This is a genomic window from Ruminococcus sp. YRD2003, assembly GCA_900109435.1.
GTDB classification, from domain to species: Bacteria; Bacillota; Clostridia; order Oscillospirales; family Ruminococcaceae; genus Ruminococcus; species Ruminococcus flavefaciens_G.
Genome location: FNZT01000003.1, coordinates 252,242 through 273,753 on the forward strand (window position 1 = coordinate 252,242; position 21,512 = coordinate 273,753).

19 protein-coding genes, 1 other RNA gene and 1 pseudogene are annotated in these 21,512 nt (G+C 50.4%); 2 read left to right on the top strand and 19 right to left on the bottom strand.

The annotated features are described in order from the left end of the window. Positions 1-10 precede the first annotated feature (10 nt). Both BMX22_RS01205 and ssrA read right to left on the bottom strand, forming a co-directional pair. On the bottom strand, positions 11-352 hold the full coding sequence (locus BMX22_RS01205; RefSeq protein WP_074740106.1) for a hypothetical protein: 342 nt from the start codon (positions 350-352) through the stop codon (positions 11-13). A gap of 529 nt (positions 353-881) precedes the next feature. After that, positions 882-1,251, bottom strand: a transfer-messenger RNA (tmRNA) gene (ssrA, locus tag BMX22_RS01210). 227 nt (positions 1,252-1,478) lie between these two features. Here ssrA and BMX22_RS01215 point away from each other — a divergent pair. Next, positions 1,479-2,231, top strand: a complete 753-nt coding sequence (locus BMX22_RS01215) for a hypothetical protein (protein ID WP_074740107.1) — start codon at positions 1,479-1,481, stop codon at positions 2,229-2,231. A 79-nt stretch (positions 2,232-2,310) separates the two neighbouring features. Then, positions 2,311-3,249, top strand: a pseudogene (locus BMX22_RS01220) (LL-diaminopimelate aminotransferase); the annotation flags it as partial. Positions 3,250-3,384: 135 nt separating this feature from the next. Here BMX22_RS01220 and trpA read toward each other — a convergent pair. The 17 genes from trpA to BMX22_RS01300 all read right to left on the bottom strand — a co-directional run bounded on the left by trpA (position 3,385) and on the right by BMX22_RS01300 (position 21,510). After that, positions 3,385-4,155, bottom strand: a complete 771-nt coding sequence (trpA, locus tag BMX22_RS01225) for a tryptophan synthase subunit alpha (RefSeq protein ID WP_074740108.1) — start codon at positions 4,153-4,155, stop codon at positions 3,385-3,387. Continuing rightward, positions 4,148-5,338 carry a tryptophan synthase subunit beta gene (gene trpB / locus BMX22_RS01230; RefSeq protein ID WP_074740109.1) on the bottom strand — a complete coding sequence of 397 codons (1,191 nt, stop codon included), beginning with the start codon at positions 5,336-5,338 and terminating at the stop codon, positions 4,148-4,150. Before trpB ends, trpA begins: the two co-directional genes overlap by 8 nt. A 16-nt stretch (positions 5,339-5,354) precedes the next feature. Beyond that, on the bottom strand, positions 5,355-5,492 hold the full coding sequence (locus BMX22_RS16315) for a hypothetical protein (RefSeq protein WP_177172948.1): 138 nt from the start codon (positions 5,490-5,492) through the stop codon (positions 5,355-5,357). Between the two features lie 51 nt (positions 5,493-5,543). Continuing rightward, positions 5,544-6,152, bottom strand: coding sequence for a phosphoribosylanthranilate isomerase (locus BMX22_RS01235; protein ID WP_074740110.1), 609 nt, complete (start codon positions 6,150-6,152; stop codon positions 5,544-5,546). After that, on the bottom strand, positions 6,149-6,934 hold the full coding sequence (gene trpC, locus BMX22_RS01240; protein WP_074740111.1) for an indole-3-glycerol phosphate synthase TrpC: 786 nt from the start codon (positions 6,932-6,934) through the stop codon (positions 6,149-6,151). The genes BMX22_RS01235 and trpC overlap by 4 nt, the downstream gene beginning before the upstream one ends. A gap of 9 nt (positions 6,935-6,943) precedes the next feature. Beyond that, on the bottom strand, positions 6,944-7,963 hold the full coding sequence (gene trpD / locus BMX22_RS01245) for an anthranilate phosphoribosyltransferase (RefSeq protein ID WP_074740112.1): 1,020 nt from the start codon (positions 7,961-7,963) through the stop codon (positions 6,944-6,946). A 15-nt stretch (positions 7,964-7,978) separates the two neighbouring features. Further along, a complete protein-coding gene (locus BMX22_RS01250; protein ID WP_074740113.1) occupies positions 7,979-8,539 on the bottom strand; it encodes an anthranilate synthase component II in 561 nt (186 codons plus the stop codon). Continuing rightward, complete coding sequence (locus tag BMX22_RS01255) at positions 8,539-10,002, bottom strand: anthranilate synthase component I family protein (protein WP_074740114.1); 1,464 nt, start codon at positions 10,000-10,002, stop codon at positions 8,539-8,541. The genes BMX22_RS01250 and BMX22_RS01255 overlap by 1 nt, the downstream gene beginning before the upstream one ends. Before the next feature lie 411 nt (positions 10,003-10,413). Then, positions 10,414-12,333 carry a serpin family protein gene (locus BMX22_RS01260; RefSeq protein WP_177172949.1) on the bottom strand — a complete coding sequence of 640 codons (1,920 nt, stop codon included), beginning with the start codon at positions 12,331-12,333 and terminating at the stop codon, positions 10,414-10,416. Positions 12,334-12,442: 109 nt separating this feature from the next. Next, a complete protein-coding gene (locus BMX22_RS01265; RefSeq protein ID WP_074740116.1) occupies positions 12,443-13,648 on the bottom strand; it encodes an adenylosuccinate synthetase in 1,206 nt (401 codons plus the stop codon). Beyond that, positions 13,648-14,637 carry a hypothetical protein gene (locus BMX22_RS01270; RefSeq protein ID WP_074740117.1) on the bottom strand — a complete coding sequence of 330 codons (990 nt, stop codon included), beginning with the start codon at positions 14,635-14,637 and terminating at the stop codon, positions 13,648-13,650. The genes BMX22_RS01265 and BMX22_RS01270 overlap by 1 nt, the downstream gene beginning before the upstream one ends. A gap of 13 nt (positions 14,638-14,650) precedes the next feature. Then, the gene (locus BMX22_RS01275; RefSeq protein ID WP_074740118.1) at positions 14,651-15,556 is read right to left on the bottom strand and encodes a hypothetical protein; all 906 of its coding nucleotides are present in this window, start codon (positions 15,554-15,556) and stop codon (positions 14,651-14,653) included. 3 nt (positions 15,557-15,559) lie between these two features. Then, positions 15,560-16,525: a hypothetical protein gene (locus BMX22_RS01280; RefSeq protein WP_074740119.1), complete on the bottom strand. Its 966-nt coding sequence runs from the start codon at positions 16,523-16,525 to the stop codon at positions 15,560-15,562. Positions 16,526-16,707: 182 nt separating this feature from the next. After that, entirely contained in the window at positions 16,708-17,394 is a 687-nt protein-coding gene (locus tag BMX22_RS01285; protein WP_074740120.1) for an L-ribulose-5-phosphate 4-epimerase, read from the bottom strand. Then, a complete protein-coding gene (gene araA / locus BMX22_RS01290) occupies positions 17,384-18,817 on the bottom strand; it encodes an L-arabinose isomerase (protein ID WP_074740121.1) in 1,434 nt (477 codons plus the stop codon). The genes BMX22_RS01285 and araA overlap by 11 nt, the downstream gene beginning before the upstream one ends. Positions 18,818-18,835: 18 nt before the next feature. Continuing rightward, entirely contained in the window at positions 18,836-20,422 is a 1,587-nt protein-coding gene (locus tag BMX22_RS01295) for a xylulokinase (RefSeq protein ID WP_074740122.1), read from the bottom strand. Then, positions 20,419-21,510 carry an ABC transporter permease gene (locus BMX22_RS01300; protein ID WP_074740123.1) on the bottom strand — a complete coding sequence of 364 codons (1,092 nt, stop codon included), beginning with the start codon at positions 21,508-21,510 and terminating at the stop codon, positions 20,419-20,421. Before BMX22_RS01300 ends, BMX22_RS01295 begins: the two co-directional genes overlap by 4 nt. Between the last annotated feature and the right edge of the window lie 2 nt (positions 21,511-21,512).

Consider the following 21,512-nt stretch of genomic DNA (forward strand, 5'->3'; position numbering starts at 1 on the left):
TAAAATAGCTTCATTTACACAAAGTGCATTTTTCTGGAAATTGATTGCTGATCCTATATTCTTTAAATATTTTATATAACAAGCTCAATGCAATAGTGTCTATTTCAAATTCATCCCGAGTTTTCGCCCAACAATTACAACAATTCACAATTTCTATTACTCTTTCCTTTATCAATCGGCTACTATCAGATGGTTTTGATAATAAACCTTTATGTATAATTATTTGACCATCGCATTTTTTATCATCATTATAATGCTCAGGATTATTCCAGTCAAAACTTCCATATTTGTATTGGACAATGCTTTCGTTTTCTGCTATCAAATAAGCCCAACCTCCGATGCCCAAACTCATAATGTTCACCTCTGAATATCGATTTATCTTAGTAGCAATTATATCAGAATATATGCTCAGTGTCAATAAAAACAAATACAGCTGAATGATTCGTATCAAAGCGAACCTATTGCAGTCGTTCCGCTATTTTTTATAACCTCATGCCGTACCTGCGTATTTTTATTTCCAAGGAATTTTCCGAAAATTATACCTGTCGCATTGTCGCACTGTCTCAAGGGGACAGAGGGGTATACAGCATATATTATTACGTTAAAAGCACCGGAAAGTACCACAAAGTTCACCAGAGTACCGGAAACTACCGGAAAACCGGAAAGTCGGAAAGGTGTTTCTGTCGCACTGTCGCACTGATTTGCGAGGAGACGATTTCAGTTTTCTGAGACACAAAATGCGTCGGATATTCCTGATATGTACCCCTCGCTGAACAAAAGTGCATATTTTTGAGAAAACGTAAAAGCCGTAAATACGCTGTTTAACGTATCTACGGCTTTTTTCATGCGACTTTTTTACTTTAAAAATACGCATATTTAAGTGGTGGAGGCGAGGGGAATTGAACCCCTGTCCGAAGTAATATCCATGCAACTTTCTACGAGCGTATCCTACCTATTATGATTCCCCTGTCAGACCGCCGATAGTCGGGCTGAGAGACAAAGTAGTCCGTATACATCATGCGGACACGGACACTTCCGCACGACGTTCACCGCTAATCAATGCCCAAGCGAGAGCCGCGGTACTCTCCCGGTGGACAGTAGCTGACTTAAGCAGCTACCAGTTCGCTATTTCTAGAAACTGTAATGTTATTTCTTGCGTTTATATTTAAACGTGGCGACGGTTATGGAGCTCACGCCGTACTCCGCTCGCTTATCACACTTCAAGTACCCCGTCGAAACCTTTACGCCCCCGACAAAGACACAATTTACGTGTACATACTTATTATATACCAAAGCTCAGGATTTGTCAACGGCAGCAAGGTGAAAAAACTTGTCGAGCGGGCGCGAAAGCGGTTGATTCGGCAAATAGGGCAACGCAGCCCAATGATTGACCAAAAGTCATAAAAAATGCTTTGACAATTGAAAAATATTGTTGTATAATATTAATGCTAAATAATTATGTCGGGAGGTGCCGAATTATGAAGTACTTCAAAACATGGAAAATGAAGGTATACTTTATAAAATTCGCATTTCGCCTCGCTGCTGTTATCATAATGGTATACCTCTATCTCCGTGACAAGGAGATATTCTACGAATACACGATCACCCCTGTAAAGCGCGGCTTCAACTTCATGCATCTGATGTGGCTCGTATTCATGGGACTGATGTCGCTGCATATCGTACCGCCGAGGTTTATGACAATGGGTGCGGGCAAGAAACGAAAAGTCAATTATGTACCTGTTGAAGGATATTCGGAGCTCGAGCTCCTCAGATATGTGCAGAACGAGAATAAGAAAGCATGGCGTTCGATGCTTGCATGGTTTGCGCTTAATTCGATTTTTGCGGTCTTGTTTTTTACGGGAGTTATCGGAAAACCCGAGCTTGTGCTGCTGACGTCGATATATTTCCTGTGTGATTACATATGCATACTTCTCTTCTGTCCGTTCCAGGCATTCGGACAAAAGGACAAATGCTGCGTTAACTGCCGAATTTACGACTGGGGACATTTCTTTATGTTCACTCCCTGTCTGTTTCTGAACTCATTTTTCGGCTGGACGCTCTTCCTTATGGGAACGGCAGTCATAGTTACGTGGGAATTTGAATGGACATTTCATCCCGAGCGCTTCTGGGAGGGCTCAAATCAGGTCTTGAAGTGTGCAAACTGCAAAGATCAGACTTGCACAGTAAAGCGCAGAAACACCAAAGCCATACTTTCACTTCTTAAAAAATGAGTGAGTAGGGTGCTGTGGTCTGACGCCGCAGGTGTCGCTGAAGAAAAAGTGCCATTTATATATCCAAAGATAAAGATAACACTACAGGACCTTTGGCGTTCAGCTTGAAGAGGACGAGATATTCGTATCCGACGGTGCGAAGTCAGACACAGGCAACATCACTGACCTCTTCTCGCGTGATAATACGGTACTAATCCCCGACCCCGTCTATCCCGTATACGTCGACACAAACACGATGAACGGCAGAAACATCGTATATATCAACGGCACAGCCGAAAACGATTTTCTCCCAATGCCCGAGCACAGCGTCCATGCAGATATCATCTATATCTGTTCACCGAACAATCCCACGGGAGCGTGCTATAACAGAGAACAGCTTCGCGAATGGGTCAGCTACGCACTTGAAAACGACGCAGTTATCCTGTTTGATTCGGCATATGAGAGCTTTGTCTCCGACGAAAGCCTACCCCACTCCATTTATGAAATTGAAGGCGCAAAAAAATGCGCCGTAGAGTTCTGCTCCCTCTCGAAAACGGCAGGCTTCACAGGAACACGATGCGGATATACGATAGTACCCAAAGCCGTGACGTCAACTACCTCTGACGGCAGGGAGATGAGCCTCAACAAGATGTGGAACAGGCGTCAGTGTACGAAATTCAACGGTGTTCCCTACGTGGTACAGCGAGCGGCAGCGGCAGTATTCTCAGACGCAGGAATAAACGAAGCCCGTGAGATGACGGCGTACTATATGAAAAACGCGCGTATCATAGCTGATACAATGGAAGAGCTCGGCATCCGATACACAGGCGGCATCAATTCGCCATACATCTGGTTCGAGTGCCCGTTCGGCATGGACAGCTGGCAGTTCTTTGATTTCCTTCTTGAAAAAGCGGGAGTAGTAGGAACTCCAGGCGCAGGCTTCGGCAAAAACGGCAATAAGCACTTCAGGCTGACAGCATTCAACAACACCGAAAATACGATTGAAGCAATGAAGAGATTCAAGTCTCTTTTCAAATAAAAGAACAACGCACCAAAGGGAGCCCCCTTTGGCGGTTTCGCAGGATACCGAATATGTACCGTAATTTTACGGCTCGGTAGCCCACAAATTCCGCTAAGGGAAGCACTCTAAAGGGAGCCCTCTGGTGCGTTGTTTTTATTTCAGTGCAGCTTTCATCTTGGCGACAAACTCGCCGACAGGCGCAGCAGCCTCTCTGCCGTACTCGGCGATTTGTCTGACTATAGCAGAACCGACGATAACGCCGTCCGCATACTCAGACATTTTTGCTGCCTGCTCAGGTGTAGATATACCGAAACCGACAGCGCAGGGTACATCCGTATTCTCGCGTATGACCTTAACGATTGACGAGATATCCGTTGTTATCTGCGAACGGACACCCGTAACTCCGAGACTTGAAACGATGTAAATGAAGCCGTCAGCTTCCTTCGCGATCATAGCGATACGGTCGGCGGAAGTCGGAGCAATCAGCGAGATGAGGTCGACGCCGTACTGTTTGCAAACAGGCATGAACTCGTCCTTTTCCTCGAACGGAAGATCTGGAAGAATGATCCCGTCCACTCCTGTCTCGCAGCAGCGAGCCATAAAGCGCTCGGCGTCATATGAGAAAACGACATTAGCATAAGTCATAAACACGAGCGGTATCTTCACATCACGGCGGAGCTCCTTCACGAACTCGAATATCTTATCGGTAGTAACTCCCCCCGCAAGAGCGCGAATATTCGCAGCCTGGATAACAGGACCTTCGGCAGTCGGGTCGGAGAACGGAATGCCGAGCTCAATGAGGTCGGCGCCCTTTGCAGCCATTTCACGGACGATCTTCCCCGTAGTTTCAAGGTCGGGGTCTCCGCAGGTTATGAACGGTATGAAAGCCTTACCGTTTTTGAAAGCGCTTGCGATATTACTCATAGATATCCTCCCCTCTGTAGCGTGCAATAGCGGCGCAGTCCTTGTCTCCCCTGCCCGAAACCGTCACGATGATTATCTTGTCCTTATCCATAGCAGGAGCGAGCTTCATTGCATAAGCAACAGCGTGAGCAGATTCAATAGCGGGAATGATACCCTCGGTACGCGACAGAAATTCAAAAGCGTTGACAGCCTCGTCATCGGTTATCGGGACATATTCCGCACGGCCGATATCGTGAAGATATGCGTGCTCGGGACCGACACCGGGGTAGTCGAGTCCCGCTGAAATGGAGTAAACAGGAGCTATCTGACCGTATTTGTCCTGGCAGAAATAACTCTTCATACCGTGGAAGATACCGAGCCTGCCCGTGTTGACGGTAGCCGCAGTCTCGAAGGTGTCAATACCTCTTCCCGCAGCCTCACAGCCGATGAGGCGGACGCTCTCGTCGCCGATGAAGTTGTAGAAGCTGCCGATGGCGTTGGAGCCGCCGCCTACACAGGCGATTACCGCATCGGGGAGCCTGCCCTCGTACTCGAGTATCTGCTCTCGGGCTTCTTTTGAGATAACCGACTGGAAATCGCGGACGATTGTCGGGAACGGGTGCGGACCCATTACAGAGCCGAGGCAGTAATGAGTATCGTCGATACGCGAAGTCCACTCACGCATAGCCTCTGACACAGCGTCCTTCAGAGTAGCGGTGCCGCTTTTAACGGGGATAACTTCAGCTCCGAGAAGCCGCATACGGTAGACGTTCAGAGCCTGTCGCTTTGTGTCCTCCTCGCCCATGAATACGACGCATTCCATACCAAGAAGAGCTGCCGCAGTAGCAGTTGCAACTCCGTGCTGACCTGCGCCTGTCTCCGCAATGAGGCGGGTCTTGCCCATTTTCTTCGCGAGCAGAGCCTGTCCGAGGACGTTGTTTATCTTGTGCGAGCCCGTGTGGTTGAGGTCCTCGCGCTTGAGGTATATCTTCGCACCGCCGAGCGTATTCGTGAGCTTCTCAGCAAAATAGAGGAGCGACGGTCTGCCCGCATATTTTTTAAGCAGGTCGTCGAGCTCACGTACAAAATCGGGGTCGTTCTTGTAGTGCTCGTATTCCTTTTCGAGCTCGATAACGGCATTCATCAGGGTCTCGGGAATGTACTGACCGCCGTGTACGCCGAAGCGTCCCTTTGATTGTGACATACTATCTTTCCTTTCGTTACTTCTGATTCTTTCGGAGTATATCAAGGGTGTGGTCGGATATGCCGATGATGTCCTGTCTTTCGCAGGTTGCAAGGTGGTACTCCGTCCACTTGCCGAAGGTATATTCGTCCATTTCGTATATTTTATCTCTCATGTAGCTCGACGCACCGTCTGTAGCAAAAATATAATTTGCTTTGCGCCGATCTCAAGGATTCGCGAACGGATATCTTACTGCATCCACAAACGCAGTCATCTTAGCCATATCATTAATACCGTCTGTTTCGAGAGAGCTGCTCGCATCGACCGCAAACGGCTCAAACCGAGCAATCGCCTCGCCGACATTTTGGGGAGCAAGTCCACCCGCGAGAAAGAATGGTCTGCCGATATCCTTTATAAGAGAGTGGTCGAATGGGCTGCCCGTACCCGTCCCGCTGTCGAGGAGTACAAAGTCCGCGGAACTTTCGCGAGCCGCTTCGATATCAGCCTCGCTCCTGACCGAAAAAGCCTTGATGACAGGCTTGTCGGTGACTTCTCTCAGCGAACGGATATAGTCATCGTCCTCACTTCCGTGAAGCTGGATAAGGTCGAGCTTTCCGACGAAGCCTGCAAGCGAATCGAGCGGCTCATTCACGAAAACGCCGACACGCAGTATGGAGCTGCCTGCGAGCATTTCCGAGAGCTTGTAGAAATCACCGTGTGAAATGGAGCGCCTGAATCCACCCGACAGGATAAATCCCGCATATTCGGGCCGGAGCTCCAGTACGGCGGAGACATCAGCTACCGAGCGCAGTCCGCAGAGCTTTATCCGCGTCATACGCTGCCGCCTTTCAGCTCGCGGAGCTTTTCGGCAATATCGGGAGCTCTCATAAGCGCCTCACCTATCAGCACTGCGTCGGCACCCGCCGCTTCGAGCCGAGCTGTATCCTCGCGGGAAGTAACGCCGCTCTCGGAAACGAAAAGCACATCAGCGGGAACGAGTTCTCTCAGACGGCGGCTGTTGTCGGTATCGACCGAGAAATCGGCAAGGTTACGGTTATTCACACCGATGATGCGAGCGCCGACCGAAACAGCAGTTCTTACCTCGTCCTCATCGTGAGCCTCAACAAGAGCTGAGAGCCCGAGGTCATCGCAAACACCGATATATCGTTCTATCTGCGCTGCCGAGAGTATAGAGCAAATCAGCAGTACAGCCTTAGCTCCGAGGATTTTCGCCTCGTAAATCATATACTCATCGACAGTGAAGTCTTTGCGAAGGCAGGGTATGCTTACATTCGCTGCTATCTCACGGAGGTAGCCGCTGCTTCCGAGGAACCACTTCGGCTCGGTGAGCACGGATATGCAGTCCGCACCCGCAGCCTCATACTGCCTTGCTATGTCGAGGTAAGGAAAATCCTCGGCAATAACACCTTTGGACGGACTTGCCTTCTTGCACTCGCAGATGAATGAAAGCCCATTCTTTGCGAGCGCCTTCTCGAACTCGAAACCGCCCTTCGGCAAAGCGAGAGCATTAGCCCTCATCTCGTCTGCGGAAACGATTTTTTTCTCTGCCTCAACGCGTTCTTTTGCATGGTCGGCGAGCTTGTCAAGTATAGTCATAAAAGCTCCTTATCTGTTTGAAACGGCGATGACCTTTTCAAGAGCCGCAAAAGCTGCTCCCGAATCTATCAGCTCGGCAGCGAGCTTTACACCCTCAGCGATACTGTCTGCCTTCTCGGCGATACACAGCGCAGCGCCCGAGTTGAGCAGTACGGTTTCACGCTTTGCACCTTTTTCATCGCCTCTGAGGATACTGCGTGTTATCTCGGCGTTCTCAGCGGGAGTACCGCCCATGATGTCCTCATGAGTACCGCCTTTCAATCCGAACTGCTGAGGAGTGATTGTATAGCTCTTGAACCAGCCGTCTTTGAATTCGCATATCTTAGTCGGAGCAGCAATAGATATCTCGTCGAGTTTCTCGGTCCCGTGAACGACCATCCCCCGCTTCACGCCGAGGTTCATCAGAACCTGAGCAAGCGGCTCGACGAGTGACGGGTCATACACTCCGAGGAGGAAACGTTTGGGACTTGACGGATTTGTAAGCGGACCGAGGATATTGAATACGGTGCGAATACCGAGCTCTCTGCGAATTGGTCCGACGTACTTCATGGAGGTGTGGTACTTCTGAGCGAAGAAGAAGCAGAAATTTGTCTCGTCGAGCATCACGCGGCACTTTTCGGGGCTCATATCAATGTTGACGCCGAGAGCTTCGAGACAATCGGCAGTACCTGAAAGTGACGAAGCAGCGCGGTTTCCGTGTTTAGCGACCTTAACCCCCGCAGAAGCGATGACCATTGCCGAAGTAGTGGAGATATTAAAGCTGTGAGCGTTGTCGCCGCCCGTGCCGACTATTTCGAGAAGGTCGTCATCGTTCTCGAATTTTATAGCCGCATCACGCATTGCAGCCGCACAGCCTGCAATTTCCTCAGTCGTTTCAGCTTTTGTAGATTTAGTGGAAAGGGCAGCAAGAAAAGCCGCATTCTGGGTAGCGCTCGTCTTTCCCGACATTATCTCGCTAATTACCTCGTATGCCTCATCATATGTCAGATCCTGCTTGTCAACGATCTTAACTATCGCCTGTTCGATCATAATAATTACCTCCGATCATAATTCAACAAAGTTTTTCAGCATAGCCTTTCCGAGCGGAGTCAGTATCGACTCGGGGTGGAACTGCACGCCGTATATAGGGTACTGCTCATGCTGTACAGCCATTATCTCGCCGTCGTCGGTGACTGCCGTCGCCTTCAGGCACTCGGGAAGTCCGACTGCCGCGAGCGAGTGATACCTCGCGACCTCCGTATTCTCGGGGAGTCCGCGGAAAAGCGGGCACGACGTATCGACCTTGACTGTACTCTGCTTGCCGTGCATGAGTTGTTTCGCGTGGACTATCTCCGCGCCGTACGCCATACAAATAGCCTGATGTCCGAGACAAACGCCGAGTGTGGGGATCTCCTTTGCAAGCGTAGCCGCCGCCTCTACCGTAACACCCGCGTCCTCGGGACGTCCGGGTCCTGGTGAGAGTATCATCTTCTCGGGAGCCAGTCTGCGTATCTCCTCGATTGTCATTTCGTCGTTGCGTATAACTTTGATGTCGGGTCTTAATTCTCCCACGAGCTGGAAAAGGTTATAGGAGAAGCTGTCGTAATTATCGATAAGAAGTATCATTATTCTACCTCCTCTGCGGCTTTCAGAGCCTCGACCACTGCCGCCGCCTTGTTGCGGCACTCGCGGTACTCATTCTCGGGAACTGAATCGGCGACGATGCCTGCACCGCTTCTTATAAAGACCTTGCCGTTCTTCTTGAATGCAGAGCGTATCGCAATACAGGTGTCGAGATTGCCTGTGAAGTCGATGTAGCCGATCGCACCGCCGTAGAGACCTCTCTTGTTGTTCTCGAGTTCGGCGATGAGCTGACAAGCACGAATCTTCGGAGCCCCCGAGAGCGTACCTGCGGGAAGCACCGAATTCACTGCATCGAGAGCATCGCAGTCATCGCGGATCACGCCGCGTACCGTTGAACCGATATGCATAACGTGCGAGAACCGAAGGATACTCTTGTACTGCTCGACGCTGACGGAACCGAACTTGCTTATACGTCCGAGGTCGTTGCGTCCGAGGTCAACGAGCATATTGTGTTCCGCGAGCTCTTTTTCATCGGCAAGAAGCTCAGTCTCAAGAGCCGCATCCTCCTCGTCCGACTTTCCTCTCGGTCTGGTGCCTGCGAGCGGGAACGTATGAAGCACGCCGTTTTCGAGCTTGACGAGAGTCTCGGGAGAAGCGCCCGCTATCTCGACATCCGTTCCCGAGAAGTAGAACATATACGGCGAGGGGTTCGTCGTGCGAAGAATGCGGTAGGCATTCAGGAGGCTGCCGTCATATTCGGCGCAGAGGCGGTTCGAGAGGACTATCTGGAAGATATCGCCGTCGAAGATATGCTGCTTTGCACGTTCTATCATCGAGCAGAATTCGTCTTTGGAGAACAGTTCCGTGACCTCGCTCCTGAGGCGTCCGTTCGGCTCGTTGCAGGGCTTACCGCTGCTCAGGAGATCAGCGATCTGCTCGAGCTCCATACAAGCGCGTTTATAGCTGTTTTCGATATCGGTAAGCTTCATATTCGCGATGAGCACGAGCCTGCCGCGGTAGTTATCGAAAGCGATGACCTTGTCAAAGAGCATAAGGTCGGCATTCTTGAAGTGTTCGCTGTCTTCAACGGGCAGCTTGACCGTCGGCTCGCTGTAGCCGATGAAGTCGTAGGCAAAGTAGCCTACGAGACCACCCGTGAACGGCGGCAGCCCATCAACGCGGGGGCTGCGGTACTTTGCAAGGAGCTCTCGGATATGTGAAGTCGGGTCAGTAGTTTCGATATCCTTGCCGCCGATGGTGATCATATTGTCAGAGCAGGTAAGCTCGAGAGCGGGCTTGTAGCCGAGGAAAGTATAGCGTCCCCAGCGCTCCCTGTCGTGAGCCGATTCAAGCAGATAGCAGTGTGAGGAAACATTTTTCAGTATCTTCACAGCTTCGATCGGCGAGCAGATATCGGAGAGGAGCTCGCAGCTCACGGGCATTATGTCGTATTTTCCTTGTGATGCATATTCCTTGGCTGTCTCAAGAGTTGGGTAGAATTTCATGATTGCACCTCCAAATAAAGTCGGACAAAACAAAAGTCCCTGACAAAGACTTTCATCTCTGTCAAGGACGAATAAAACTAATCCGCGGTGCCACCTTGATTCGCAGCAAAAAACTGCGCACTTAGCAGGATACTATCATATCCCCGACAACTCACGTATGTCAGCACGTCGCAGAATACTCTGCCATAAGGCATTTGACTGCGCCCTCAGCGGTCCATTTGATGACTTGTTTTTCACCCATTCTCAGCAGACAGGGCTCTCTGTGGAAGCATCATCACCGTTATCTCCGCGTCAACGGTTTTGTTGTATGAATTATAACACGCAATTTTCAATTTGTCAATAGGTTTTGAAAAATTTTTTTCAAACAGTAAGATTGTTCCTCCCCTCGCCGTACATGAGGGCTTGTGGTGGTCAGTTTTCGGAAATATCGGAAGCAGCACCAATGAATACGGGAACATTATTCCTGTCGAGTATCATGTATACGAACGGTCTGTCAAGCTCGATATAAATGATCCTCTTTTCTTCGGGGGCAGCAGCTCCGCACGCCAGCTCGACAGCTGTAACAGCGGCGGCTTTAACACCGTTTTCGCAGACCTCGATACGGGTCTTGTGGAGAACATCGTCGATATACAGAGGCTGAGCACCCTCGACCGAGAGGTCGTTTATCTTTGAAAAATCAGCTTTCAAGGGGTCGAAAGCGCTGTTCATGCCAAGCTCGGGAAGAACGTACTTGAGAGAAGCATCGAAGCTGTACTTGAACTTGGGGATCATCACGTGCAGCTCTATCTTTTCGGGGTTCTCGTACTCGGATAGTCCCTCAATGAGCTTATCTGCATCAAGCCCCATGATGTATTTCTTAATGTCGTCGTGAGGAAGAATACCAACGAACTTGTAGTCACCGCCTGCAAAGGGCTTATCGAAAGCGTCGGCATCGCCGAGGTCATAATAATGAGCTTCCTGGCTGTACATACACTTTACAGCATTCTCGCTGCCGTTATAAGCGTTGAAAACGCCGTCATATGACTGAATGTAAGGGTCAGCCCAGTCGCACTCAAAATAGAGCGTATTAATGAGCATCATCATCATTCTCTTATCAGTGGATGAAAGCTGACCTTTTTTAAGGAGAGTCGGTATCATACCCTTGGTGTGCTCATTCACCCAGCTATTAACATCAAGGACGGTAGAATCGTCAAACGGAGCCTTATAAAGCTGCGAGCCGTAATACTTGACATTCTTGTTCAGGAAATCGTCATAGACCTTGAAAGTCGGGTCGTCCCTGAACCATATAGAATCCGCAACGTAGAGCTTCTCACTCGGGTAATCGGGAAGAGTCTGGAAATAGTACGCCATATAATCATTGAGCTGGTCGATAGTCAGACCGTTTCCGAGCACTTTTTCCATTTCATCGAGAGTATCGCCGTCGGCACCGTTAGCAGTCATCGCAAGGGCGGCAGAAATGGACAGCGGAGAAAGAAGTGAGTTTTTCTTATCGGCGGAATTCGGGTCGAAGCACTTTTTGAGCAGCTCGACGCCGAGGTTCATTTCAGCCGCCGCAAACTTTTCATCAGTGCGCTTGCCCATAGCCATAGGCTCGCTGATATCGGCACAGATGTCGATGCTTCTGAGAGTACCGACCTTGTTGAATTCTCTTGTCTTACCGAGCACGAAATCCGTGACAGCTTCGAGGTCTTCCTCGTCGATGATATCGTCACAGTTGATATCGGCGTTTTTAAACTGTTCAACGGACAGCGTCATATCGTTCGTACCTGCGATCTCCATGCGATAAAGCACGGTATCGAAGGAATCGACAACTCCGTCGGCGTTGATATCACCGTAGAAGCTGATAAAGTCCGAATGCAGGGAAACTATTTCGCTGAATAGGTAGCTGCCGTATGTCTCGAACGGGAATTTATCCTCAGTATCGGGAGATGAACTCGGGTCTTCATATTTTTGGTCGGAAGCAACAGTCATAGAAACGGTGATGCCCTCTCTGAGCAGACTCAGGTATGCGCGAGTTTTTTTCCATGCAGCATCGGCGTTCCCGTCTGAAAAAAAGGGCATTTTGAAAGATAACTCACAGACACTGTGTCTGTTATAGAAACCTCCACTGTTGGGAATAACGCTGATCACCGCATAATCGCCGAAGTCATCGATCTTTGAGATCAACACATTCTCAAGAGCGTACTCATAGCGCTCCGAACTCTCCTCCGAAGCAGCGGAAGCAGCATACCTCTCCGCATGGGACTGCGGCGGGAAAGAACCGACAGTACCGAAAGCGAGCGAAAGGCTTAAGATACCTGCCGTAAGCATAGAGAACTTTTTAAAACGCATATTCATCACTCCTCGTAAATTATGTCAAAAAACACTCTTCAACTTTAGTATATCCGACAATCAACAAAAAGTCAATACAAAATTTTAAAAAATTAGTCAAAATTGACTTTCATCGAGTGATAACGTCCTTGGCATATGGGGTATACGACATACGAAAGCTGTCAAAAACGGAGGATATCTTCTCTTCACGGCAGAAAGTTTCAACGGGAACATTCCCCTGTTTTGTCACGATACAGCCGTCGGTCTCGTTGAGATGTGTCACGAACAGGCTTTTTGACGCGGGAATACCACTCTCGGACAAGTCATGTTCCACAGCACACATAAATTCGCCCGTGCTGCCGTGCGGAGCAAATCTCAGCGAGCCCTGCCACTCGTTCGGAACATTCGTGCGGTCAATGATATTATATTTGTGCTTGTCGAACAGACTTTCATACGGCAGCAGTCCTGCTCCGTGACGCGTCACGTACGAGCGCGTAACAAAAACGATCTCAATATCGGGCATATCGTCGTTAAAAACGGAGCGCATTATCCTTGCAGGCTCGAAAAGACCTGTCCGCGACGAGGTGAGGTGCGGAGCATACTCAAGATTCATCTCGTCGAGCAAAAGACCCTGTGCTCCTTCAAAAATGACCTCGTCAAGATCCGTGATGAAGTCATTTTCGCGAAGCATCACAAACTCGGCGCTGCGGCACATAGCCTCCGCAGCATTGCGCAGTACATTCATATCCGTCAGCATTTCGCCGTATTCTCCTGCCCTTCCGAGGTCGAGCCCGAGCTGTTCCGCTCTTTTGGGAGTGTAGTCACGCGCTGTCTCAGCGAGGAGCCCGAATAAAAGATCCGCATCCTTACCGATAACATCGCCGAGCCTTATCGGAACAGTCTCCGAGCGGACAGCGGCTTCATTTATCCCCATTCCGCACGAACCGTGCCGAGCCGTGCCGCGTGAAGACTCCAGTATCATATTTATCAGCACATCTCCGATATAAGTACATCGGCACAAAGGCGAGGCAAAAATACTCGGAACATTACGTCCCGTACCGCGGAATCTTTCGACCTCGTCGGTAAGCTTGAACAGATCGGGCATAAAGCTGTCAGCCCAAAAGGTATCTATCCCTCTGAACGAAGCCGACGAGAGCTGTGAGAACACGAACCGACAGTCAGGCAGGTCAACAGTATGTCCTGCCTGTGCTCCGCCGTTATGCCGTACACAGACAGCGGACAAACCGCTGCGTACAGCCTCAAGCGCATAAGTATCGGTCGCAAGTCCCTTGCCCTCGTCGCCAAAGCTCTTGCCTATAATTATCCTGCTCCGCATTAGTTGAACAGCTTAGAGAAAAATCCCTGCTTCTTGTCGTCAGCCGCAGACTCGTCAGCATCAGGTACACCCGCACGAGCTTTGGTACGTTCTGACATAGCCTCGAGATCGATAGTCGATAGAGCGGACTCCACGACCTCTTTAGCCTTACCGCTCCACTGGGAAACAGTCTCCTCCTTGGTCATGCCGCCGACAAGCTGCATAAGCGAGATCATCAGCTCAGCAAGGAAGTTGATATTTTCGGACGGGATGACAGCGTTTCGTCCTGGAATAAGCTTTTCCCACGTATTGAACGCCATTTCGGTACGACAGCCTGTAATAATGTGGAAGATCTCATATTTCTCGCTTGTTTCGGTGTAAAGACCGACCGTCGAATAACCGTGCTCGGCGTTATCTCCGTACACCTCGGAAATGTTTCTCGCTGACAGTATGTCCTCATTGCCGCCGTCGCAGACCTCATCACCAATGCAGAAGATGAAGCCCTTTTTACCGCGCTTCTCATAGCAGTCCGTGGAAGTATGCTTGTCAGCAAAGTACCAGACGAGCGAATCATAGCTGTACATATTGCCACCGTCCAGCGCAAATTCGAGCAGCTGCTCGACAACGCGGATATCAGCCTCGAACTGAGTTACCTGAAGCGGCGGATAGATCACATTGGGATTCGGGTCTGTAAATGCAGCGCACATGATATGTGGGTCGGTCACAGGGCGCTTCTCGAGGATCATGGTAGCAGTCCTGTTGAGAGAATTCTTTGCGATCTCAGCCGCAAGATACCCCATAGAGCCTGTTGAATCAAAGCCGATGATGACAGGAGTTGACTCGGGAGAATCCTCACTGTCACGGGATTCGCGGACATTGATGAACTGCGGCAGATACTTCTCGTTTACCTTATTGCCGCTGAACAGCTGCTCTGCAGTCGATGACGCAGTTATACCCTTACTGTTTTTAAGCTTGTTCCAGTCAGCTGAACTATAGCTTCCTCTTCCCATTTGAAAAACCTCCTCAGAATGAAATATTATTGTTATCGGAAATACTTATGTAGGCGAGCGAGCGAGCCGCGATCTCTGCTGCGCGCTGTTCAACAGAAGCGAGCGCCTCGTTCGGAGAGCGACCCTCGGCGACTGAAATAAGCGCATATATCAGTTCCGAGAGACAAGAAATATCGTGCTTGCTGACAGCAGCAGCCCTGCCCTGCATGAGTGAGCGCCAGTCCGCGAAAATACGGGCATCCTCGGGAGCGCCTCTGTCGATACAGATATGGAAAACGTGGTACTTTTCTTCGGCAGCAGCGATCAGCTCCTCACTTGAGAGGTCATAATCGGAGACATCGCCGAAAACGCGTTTTATCTCGGCGCGTGTCAGCACCTTATGGCAGCAGTCATCGCCGATAGTAATGAGGATACCTTTTTTGCGGCGTTTTTCAAAGTTATCGGTCAGAGTACGCTTAGCCGCAAAATACCATGCAAGATTATAGGATTCACCGCCGTTGCCTCCGCCTCCGCCCTCGAGACAAAGGCTTGTAAGCTGCCTTATTATGCGGATATCGCTCTCGAACTGAGTGACCTGCAAAGGCATCATATCCGACTTGCAGTCACCTATCGCGCAGCACATTATCTGCGGGCAGAGTATCGGCTTGTTCTCGTATATGTACATTATCGCCTTGTTCAGCGAGTTCAGAGCGAGCTCCTCTGCGAGATAACCCATAGAAGCCGTGACATCAAACCCGATGATAACAGGCGTAGACTCGGGAGAATCCTCATTGTCGCGAGCCTCGCGGTACACGCCGCTGAGATCGTGCGGCGCTCCGTCCCGAGCAAGAGCGGTAAAGAGCTTCTCGGAAGATCGCTCTTTTCCGAACGATGAGCGCAGCTTTGTCCAGTCGCTCGCAGTATAGCTTCCTCGACCCATAGCCTACCTCTTTCCGTAGATCTGCTCGTCGTCGGTATCCATAGTCATGAACCTTCGCTCGCCGTACGACTTGATGAGCACATCGTCCCAGAGCGCGAAATCGTCGTAAGCGTTGCTCTCGGGAGCACCTCGCAGGAAGTCGGCAAAAGGCTGCGGAAGGTCATCTGACGCTCTGACTTCAGCCCTTGTTGCGAATCCGAGCACAGCAGCCGCTGTTTCGCGAAGAGAAACGAGATTATCGCGTGTAGTGCGCACGATGCCGTCAGAAGCAGTATTATTGCGGACAACCCTGTGCCAGCCGCCGTAAAGGCTTGCCGTATGGTCATAAGGGTTGATGTATACAGAATCGATACCGAGCTCGGTATGAACGAGACTGTTATATTCAAGAACGCAGCAGAGGTTTTCAAGTCTGCTAACGATCCATGCGGCGTGACGTCCGCCAAGCTTTCCGAACAGCCTCAGCGGGTACTCGTCCTCACTTTTTTTGACAGCAAGGAGAGCAGAGCCGTCAGCGAGCGTGAATCCGCCGCTTATAACGGGAAAGAAATCGGAAAGGCTCTTAGTGTCGGCAGACGGATAGTCGAGCGAAGACACAGCTGAGCGGAATTTATCGGCATTTCGGATATTCAGCGGCTCGAAGCGGAAGATCACATTCTGACGCGCGGTATAAACTTCCGCATCCTTTTCGGAGTGCATATGAAGGCTCCTGATATCTATCCTTCTCCCGTCCGAGCACTCAAAGATCTTCTCCGAAGCGCTGTTCCAGAGCTCATCGGCGCGTGAACGCCTTTCCTGAGCATTCTTGGAAAGCGCAAAGAAGCCTCTCATATGCTCATAGAAGTCGCGGTAGTAGTCGGTATCGCTGTGGTCGAGCACGTATTTTGAGCGGCAGTAAGGGCATAGTGCCGTAGCCCCCGTCGGTTCGATGACCATAGGAGCACCGCAGTTCTTACAGCTGAGCAGTTTCATAACAGCACCTCCGTTTTAGTTAGAATACAATTAAAGCGGTTATTGAGTACACATTAATTATAACACAAATAGAAAAGAATATCAAGGCTTGCGGAACGAAAAAAAGCAAACCGCGCAATAAACATCACGCGGCTTGCCTTGGTATTGGAGGGAAATTCTTATTTAATTGATATACACGAACACTATTTTTGTCCGTAGTAAGCGTTGGCTCCGTGCTTGCGGAAGAAGTGCTTATCAAGCAGTCTCTGCGGCATATTCGGAGTATCCGAACGCAGAGTCTTCGTTATCCACGCCATAGCCGAGAGTTCCTCGAGAACGACCGAATTATGCACAGCTTCCATGCAGTCCCCGCCCCAAACGAATGGACCGTGATTAGCCACAAGGACAGCGGGAATATTCGCATATTCCTTACAGCACTCAACGATGACCTTACCTGTCTCGAGCTCATATTCGCCCTTGACCTCGGCATCGGTCATCTCACGTGTACACGGAATCTCGCCGTAGAAGTAGTCGCCGTGAGTAGTTCCGAGCGGAGGTATGCCCATGCAAGCCTGCGCAAAGGAGGTAGCATAGCGGCTGTGAGTATGCACAACACCGCAAACGCCGTCAAAATTCCTGTATATTTCAAGATGTGTAGGCGTATCGCTCGACGGGGACAGTTTCCCCTCAACCTTCTCGCCGTCCAGAGTCATAACGACGATATCGTCGGCGGTCATAGAGTCGTACTCAACACCGCTCGGCTTTATAGCCACGAGACCCGATTCACGGTCATACTCGCTGACATTGCCCCACGTAAAAGTAACGAGTCCGTACTTTGGAAGAAGCAGATTTGCTTTCAGTACGCGTTCTTTGAGCTCTTTAACGTCCATAGATAACGTCTCCCAGCATCATATCGCGCTCAAGCTGATATTTTTTTGTATCCTTGTTGATAACAACGAGCTCGATACCCATGATGCGTGCAAAATCGCGAACGGTCTCGTCGGTGATATCGTATGAGAGAACGGTATGATGAGCGCCGCCTGCAATTATCCAGCACTCCAGTCCCTCAAGGAAAGAGGGAGCGGGCTTCCACATCGTCCTTGCAACGGGAAGATTGGGCATAGACTGGAAAGGCTTTTCGCACTCAACATCCTGAGCTATGAGACGAAGTCTGCCGCCGATGTCGATAAGAGAGAGAGCCTTTGCAGAGCCAGCCCTGCCCTCGAAAACGAGACGAGCGGGAGCTTCCCTGTCGCCGATACCGAGCGGATGGACTTCTATTCTCGGTCTGTCAGCAGCAATAGACGGACAAACCTCAAGCATATGCGAGCCGAGGATGAGCTCGTGCTTGTAGTCGTAGTTGTAATCCTCCATGAAAGAGGTGTAACCATCGGGATACATAGCCTTTACGATAGCAGTCATACCTGCTGTTTTCCAGTCGCCTTCAGCGCCGAAGCCGTAGCCTTTGTGCATAAGGTGCTGAGCAGCGAGACCGGGAAGCTGTCTCATGCCGTGCAGATCCTGGAAAGTGTTCGAGAAAGCTTTAGCTCCCTCGCGAACGAGTATCTTCTCGATAGCGATCTCCTCGCGTGCCTGATAACGTATACACTCTTCATCAGCCTTATCGAAGTCATAGAGCTCGGCGTACTCCTTCATAAGAGCGTCGATCTCGGAGTCTGTCACCTCATTCATAAGGCGGACAAGGTCGCCGACAGCGAAGGTATTGACCTGCCAGCCGAGAATGATCTGTGCCTCTATCTTGTCGCCCTCGGTAACAGCGACCTCGCGCATATTGTCTCCGAAGCGGACTATCCTGAGGTTCTTGCTGAACTGAACGCCCACAGCCGCGCGCATCCAGTCGGCGATCTTCTCCTGAACGGCAGGGTCAGACCAGTGCCCCGCAACGACAGCTCTCGGCATACGCAGACGCGCCCCGATAAAGCCGTGCTCGCGGTCGCCGTGAGCGGACTGATGGAGGTTCATATAGTCCATATCAATAGCCTCATTGGGGATATTGTCATTGAACTGAGTATGGAAGTGGAGCCACGGCTTCTGAAGACTTCTCAGACCGTTTATCCACATTTTTGAAGGCGAGAACGTGTGGCAGAAAGTGATTATACCCGCGCACTCGTCGTCATAATTAGCTTCCTTGATGATGCTTGTTATCTCGGACTCTTTCTTTACCGTAAGTTTGTACTCAACGGGGAAAGGCAGTTTCAGTCCTGCAACTATCTTTTTCGAGTCCTCCTCGACCTGTCGGAGCGTTTCCTCGCCGTACAGGAACTGAGAACCTGTTACAAACCAGAATTTCATATATCATCTTTCCTTTCGTCATTCGGAAACTGACGCTCTTTCAGCCGAGAGCCCCGAAATATATTTTTTCATATAAACGTTCAGACCGTCGATATCCTCCTTCGCGGGAGAAACGGTACTGCCTTTCATATCGGCGAAAACTCTGCTGCCGAGATAAGTCTCGAGAGATTCACCGACGTTCTTGTTTGCCATGTAAGCCGCAAGGAGAGCAATGCCCCACGCGCCGCCCTCGCCTGCTGTCTGCATGAGTGTAACATCGGCACCGAGAGCCGCCGCGAGGAAGTTCTGGCTCGGTACAGGAGTTTTGAAGAACCCGCCGTGCGCATAGATACGCTCGAGCCTGACGTGCTCCTGCTCGGTGAGGATATCCATTCCCGCTTTAAGCGCCGCAACGCAGGAATAAACGAGCGAACGCGCGAGATTGCGGATATTGAAATCAGAATCAGGGCTTCTGAACAGAAGGGGCTTACCGTCCCTTACACCTGTTACAGGCTCGCCTGCATAGTAGTTGTAGGATATGATGCCGTCGCAGTCGGGAGCACCTTCAGCCGCAAGAGCATACAGCATATCATAAAGCTTTGGTTTCGGCAGATCGACACCTGCTTCCTTCAGGAAGCTGCCGAACATCCCGAACCACGCATCGAGGTCAGAGGTGCAGCTGTTGCAGTGAACCATAGCAACGGGCGCGCCGCAAGGAGTAGTCACGATATCTATCTCACGATGAACAGCCTTCAGCTTATCCTCAAGAACTATCATCGAGAATATCGACGTCCCCGCCGACACGTTGCCCGTCTTGGGAGTAATGCTGTTTGTGGCAGCCATACCCGTCTGAGCGTCGCCCTCGGGCGGACAGAACGGAACACCTGCACGGAAAGTGCCTGACGGGTCGAGCAGCAAAGCTCCCGCCTCTGTAAGGGTCCCCGCGCACTCCCCCGCCCGAACTATCTTCGGCAAAAGCTCCGAGAGGCTGTGCCTGAGCTCTGTTGAAGCAGTGAGAGTATCGAACCGCGACATCATCGCCTTGTCATAATCGCAGGTCGACGGGTCAATCGGGAAAATGCCCGAAGCGTCCCCTGCACCGATGACCTTTTCCCCCGTAAGGAGATAATGGACATAACCCGCAAGCGTAGTCATAAAGGCAAGTTTGCTGATATGAGGCTCTTTATTGAGGATAGCCTGATACAAGTGAGCAACGCTCCAGCGCTGAGGGATATTGAAATCGAAAGCGTCGGTAAGGCGTTCGGCAGCCACCTCGGTCATAGTATTTCGCCAGGTCCTGAAAGGAACGAGCTGTTCATCGTTCTCGTCAAAAGCGAGGTAACCGTGCATCATAGCCGAAACTCCGACAGCAGCCGCAGATTCGAGCTTAACGCCGAATTTATCCTCGACATTCATCATAAGGTCAGCGAAGCATTCCTGCAAACCTTTTTTCACATCATCGAGAGAATAAGTCCAGACTCCGTCGAGCAGCTCGTTCTGCCAGTCGTGGATACCCGTAGCAAGAGGAGCGTGACCGTCGTCGATGAGCACAGCTTTTATGCGGGTAGAGCCGAGCTCAATACCGATAACAGCTCTGCCGTTTTTAATGATATCCGCACCGCTCATTTTTTTGCTCCTTTAACTTCGGCGGGTCTTGAAGCCGAGAGATTTGCTTTTTTGCGGCGGGCGATGATAACGCTCTGAACAATTAGGAAGATACAGAGCATCGAAGCATTCGTGATACCCGTCCACCAAGCCTGATCAAGACCGATCGATGATACGATATTCTGGATAAGTGCGAGTGAAAGGACGCCGAAAAGAGTACCGATGATATTTCCGACGCCGCCCGTGAGCATGGTTCCGCCGATGATAGAAGAAGCGATAGCGTTCATCTCGGCGCCTGCGGCATGAGTAGCCGAACCCGAGCCAACGTGCATAAAGTAGACAAATCCGCCGATCCCGCCAAGGAAACCGCACATAAGGTAAGCAAGGAAAGTTGTTCTCTTTACATTGATACCGAGCATAAGAGCGCTTTGCTTGTTGCCGCCTACGGCATAGAAATTACGGCCTGTCTTTGTCCATTTGAGGAAAACGAACAGAGCTGCTACAACGACGAGAGCGACAATAACGCCAATCTCAATATAGGCATCGATGTATTCGCCTCTCTTATTGTAGGACCCCAAACCTGGGATAATGATCCTTGCTTCCTTGAGCTTCACGAACTCCTCATTTTGAACGTTGAAAGGGTTCGTATTGACAATAGTAGTCATACCGCGCGCGAAGAACATTCCCGCGAGGGTCACGATGAACGGCTGAATGTCAAGATAAGCGATCAGGTAGCCCTGCACCAGACCGAAAGCCAGACCGATGCCGAGAGAGATCAGCAAAGCACCGATGACGCTGCCGCTGTGCATATCGAGATATACGGCAGAGCACATACTTACGAGAGCAGCCATACCGCCGACCGAGATATCGATACCGCCTGTTATCATGACGAGGGTCATACCGCAGGAAAGGATGATGAGAGCGGCATTTGCATTGAGAATATTAAAGAAGGTCTGAGCCTTCTGGAAGCCCGAACCAAGAGCAAATATCGCAAACAGATACATCGCAAAGAAAACGATGATAGTAATCGACATCAGCAGATTGGTATCGGAAAGGCTTCCGAGAAAAGACCGCCGTGACTTATCGGCAGTCAGAAACTTCTGCGACATAG

What these genes read in the sequence shown, in the direction of transcription:
- BMX22_RS01205 (WP_074740106.1), bottom strand. Translation starts at nt 352, where the DNA reads ATGAGTTTGGGCATCGGAGGTTGGGCTTATTTGATAGCAGAAAACGAA.
- BMX22_RS01215 (WP_074740107.1), top strand. Translation starts at nt 1,479, where the DNA reads ATGAAGTACTTCAAAACATGGAAAATGAAGGTATACTTTATAAAATTC.
- trpA (WP_074740108.1), bottom strand. Translation starts at nt 4,155, where the DNA reads ATGAGTAATATCGCAAGCGCTTTCAAAAACGGTAAGGCTTTCATACCG.
- trpB (WP_074740109.1), bottom strand. Translation starts at nt 5,338, where the DNA reads ATGTCACAATCAAAGGGACGCTTCGGCGTACACGGCGGTCAGTACATT.
- BMX22_RS16315 (WP_177172948.1), bottom strand. Translation starts at nt 5,492, where the DNA reads ATGAGAGATAAAATATACGAAATGGACGAATATACCTTCGGCAAGTGG.
- BMX22_RS01235 (WP_074740110.1), bottom strand. Translation starts at nt 6,152, where the DNA reads ATGACGCGGATAAAGCTCTGCGGACTGCGCTCGGTAGCTGATGTCTCC.
- trpC (WP_074740111.1), bottom strand. Translation starts at nt 6,934, where the DNA reads ATGACTATACTTGACAAGCTCGCCGACCATGCAAAAGAACGCGTTGAG.
- trpD (WP_074740112.1), bottom strand. Translation starts at nt 7,963, where the DNA reads ATGATCGAACAGGCGATAGTTAAGATCGTTGACAAGCAGGATCTGACA.
- BMX22_RS01250 (WP_074740113.1), bottom strand. Translation starts at nt 8,539, where the DNA reads ATGATACTTCTTATCGATAATTACGACAGCTTCTCCTATAACCTTTTC.
- BMX22_RS01255 (WP_074740114.1), bottom strand. Translation starts at nt 10,002, where the DNA reads ATGAAATTCTACCCAACTCTTGAGACAGCCAAGGAATATGCATCACAA.
- BMX22_RS01260 (WP_177172949.1), bottom strand. Translation starts at nt 12,333, where the DNA reads ATGCGTTTTAAAAAGTTCTCTATGCTTACGGCAGGTATCTTAAGCCTT.
- BMX22_RS01265 (WP_074740116.1), bottom strand. Translation starts at nt 13,648, where the DNA reads ATGCGGAGCAGGATAATTATAGGCAAGAGCTTTGGCGACGAGGGCAAG.
- BMX22_RS01270 (WP_074740117.1), bottom strand. Translation starts at nt 14,637, where the DNA reads ATGGGAAGAGGAAGCTATAGTTCAGCTGACTGGAACAAGCTTAAAAAC.
- BMX22_RS01275 (WP_074740118.1), bottom strand. Translation starts at nt 15,556, where the DNA reads ATGGGTCGAGGAAGCTATACTGCGAGCGACTGGACAAAGCTGCGCTCA.
- BMX22_RS01280 (WP_074740119.1), bottom strand. Translation starts at nt 16,525, where the DNA reads ATGAAACTGCTCAGCTGTAAGAACTGCGGTGCTCCTATGGTCATCGAA.
- BMX22_RS01285 (WP_074740120.1), bottom strand. Translation starts at nt 17,394, where the DNA reads ATGGACGTTAAAGAGCTCAAAGAACGCGTACTGAAAGCAAATCTGCTT.
- araA (WP_074740121.1), bottom strand. Translation starts at nt 18,817, where the DNA reads ATGAAATTCTGGTTTGTAACAGGTTCTCAGTTCCTGTACGGCGAGGAA.
- BMX22_RS01295 (WP_074740122.1), bottom strand. Translation starts at nt 20,422, where the DNA reads ATGAGCGGTGCGGATATCATTAAAAACGGCAGAGCTGTTATCGGTATT.
- BMX22_RS01300 (WP_074740123.1), bottom strand. Translation starts at nt 21,510, where the DNA reads ATGTCGCAGAAGTTTCTGACTGCCGATAAGTCACGGCGGTCTTTTCTC.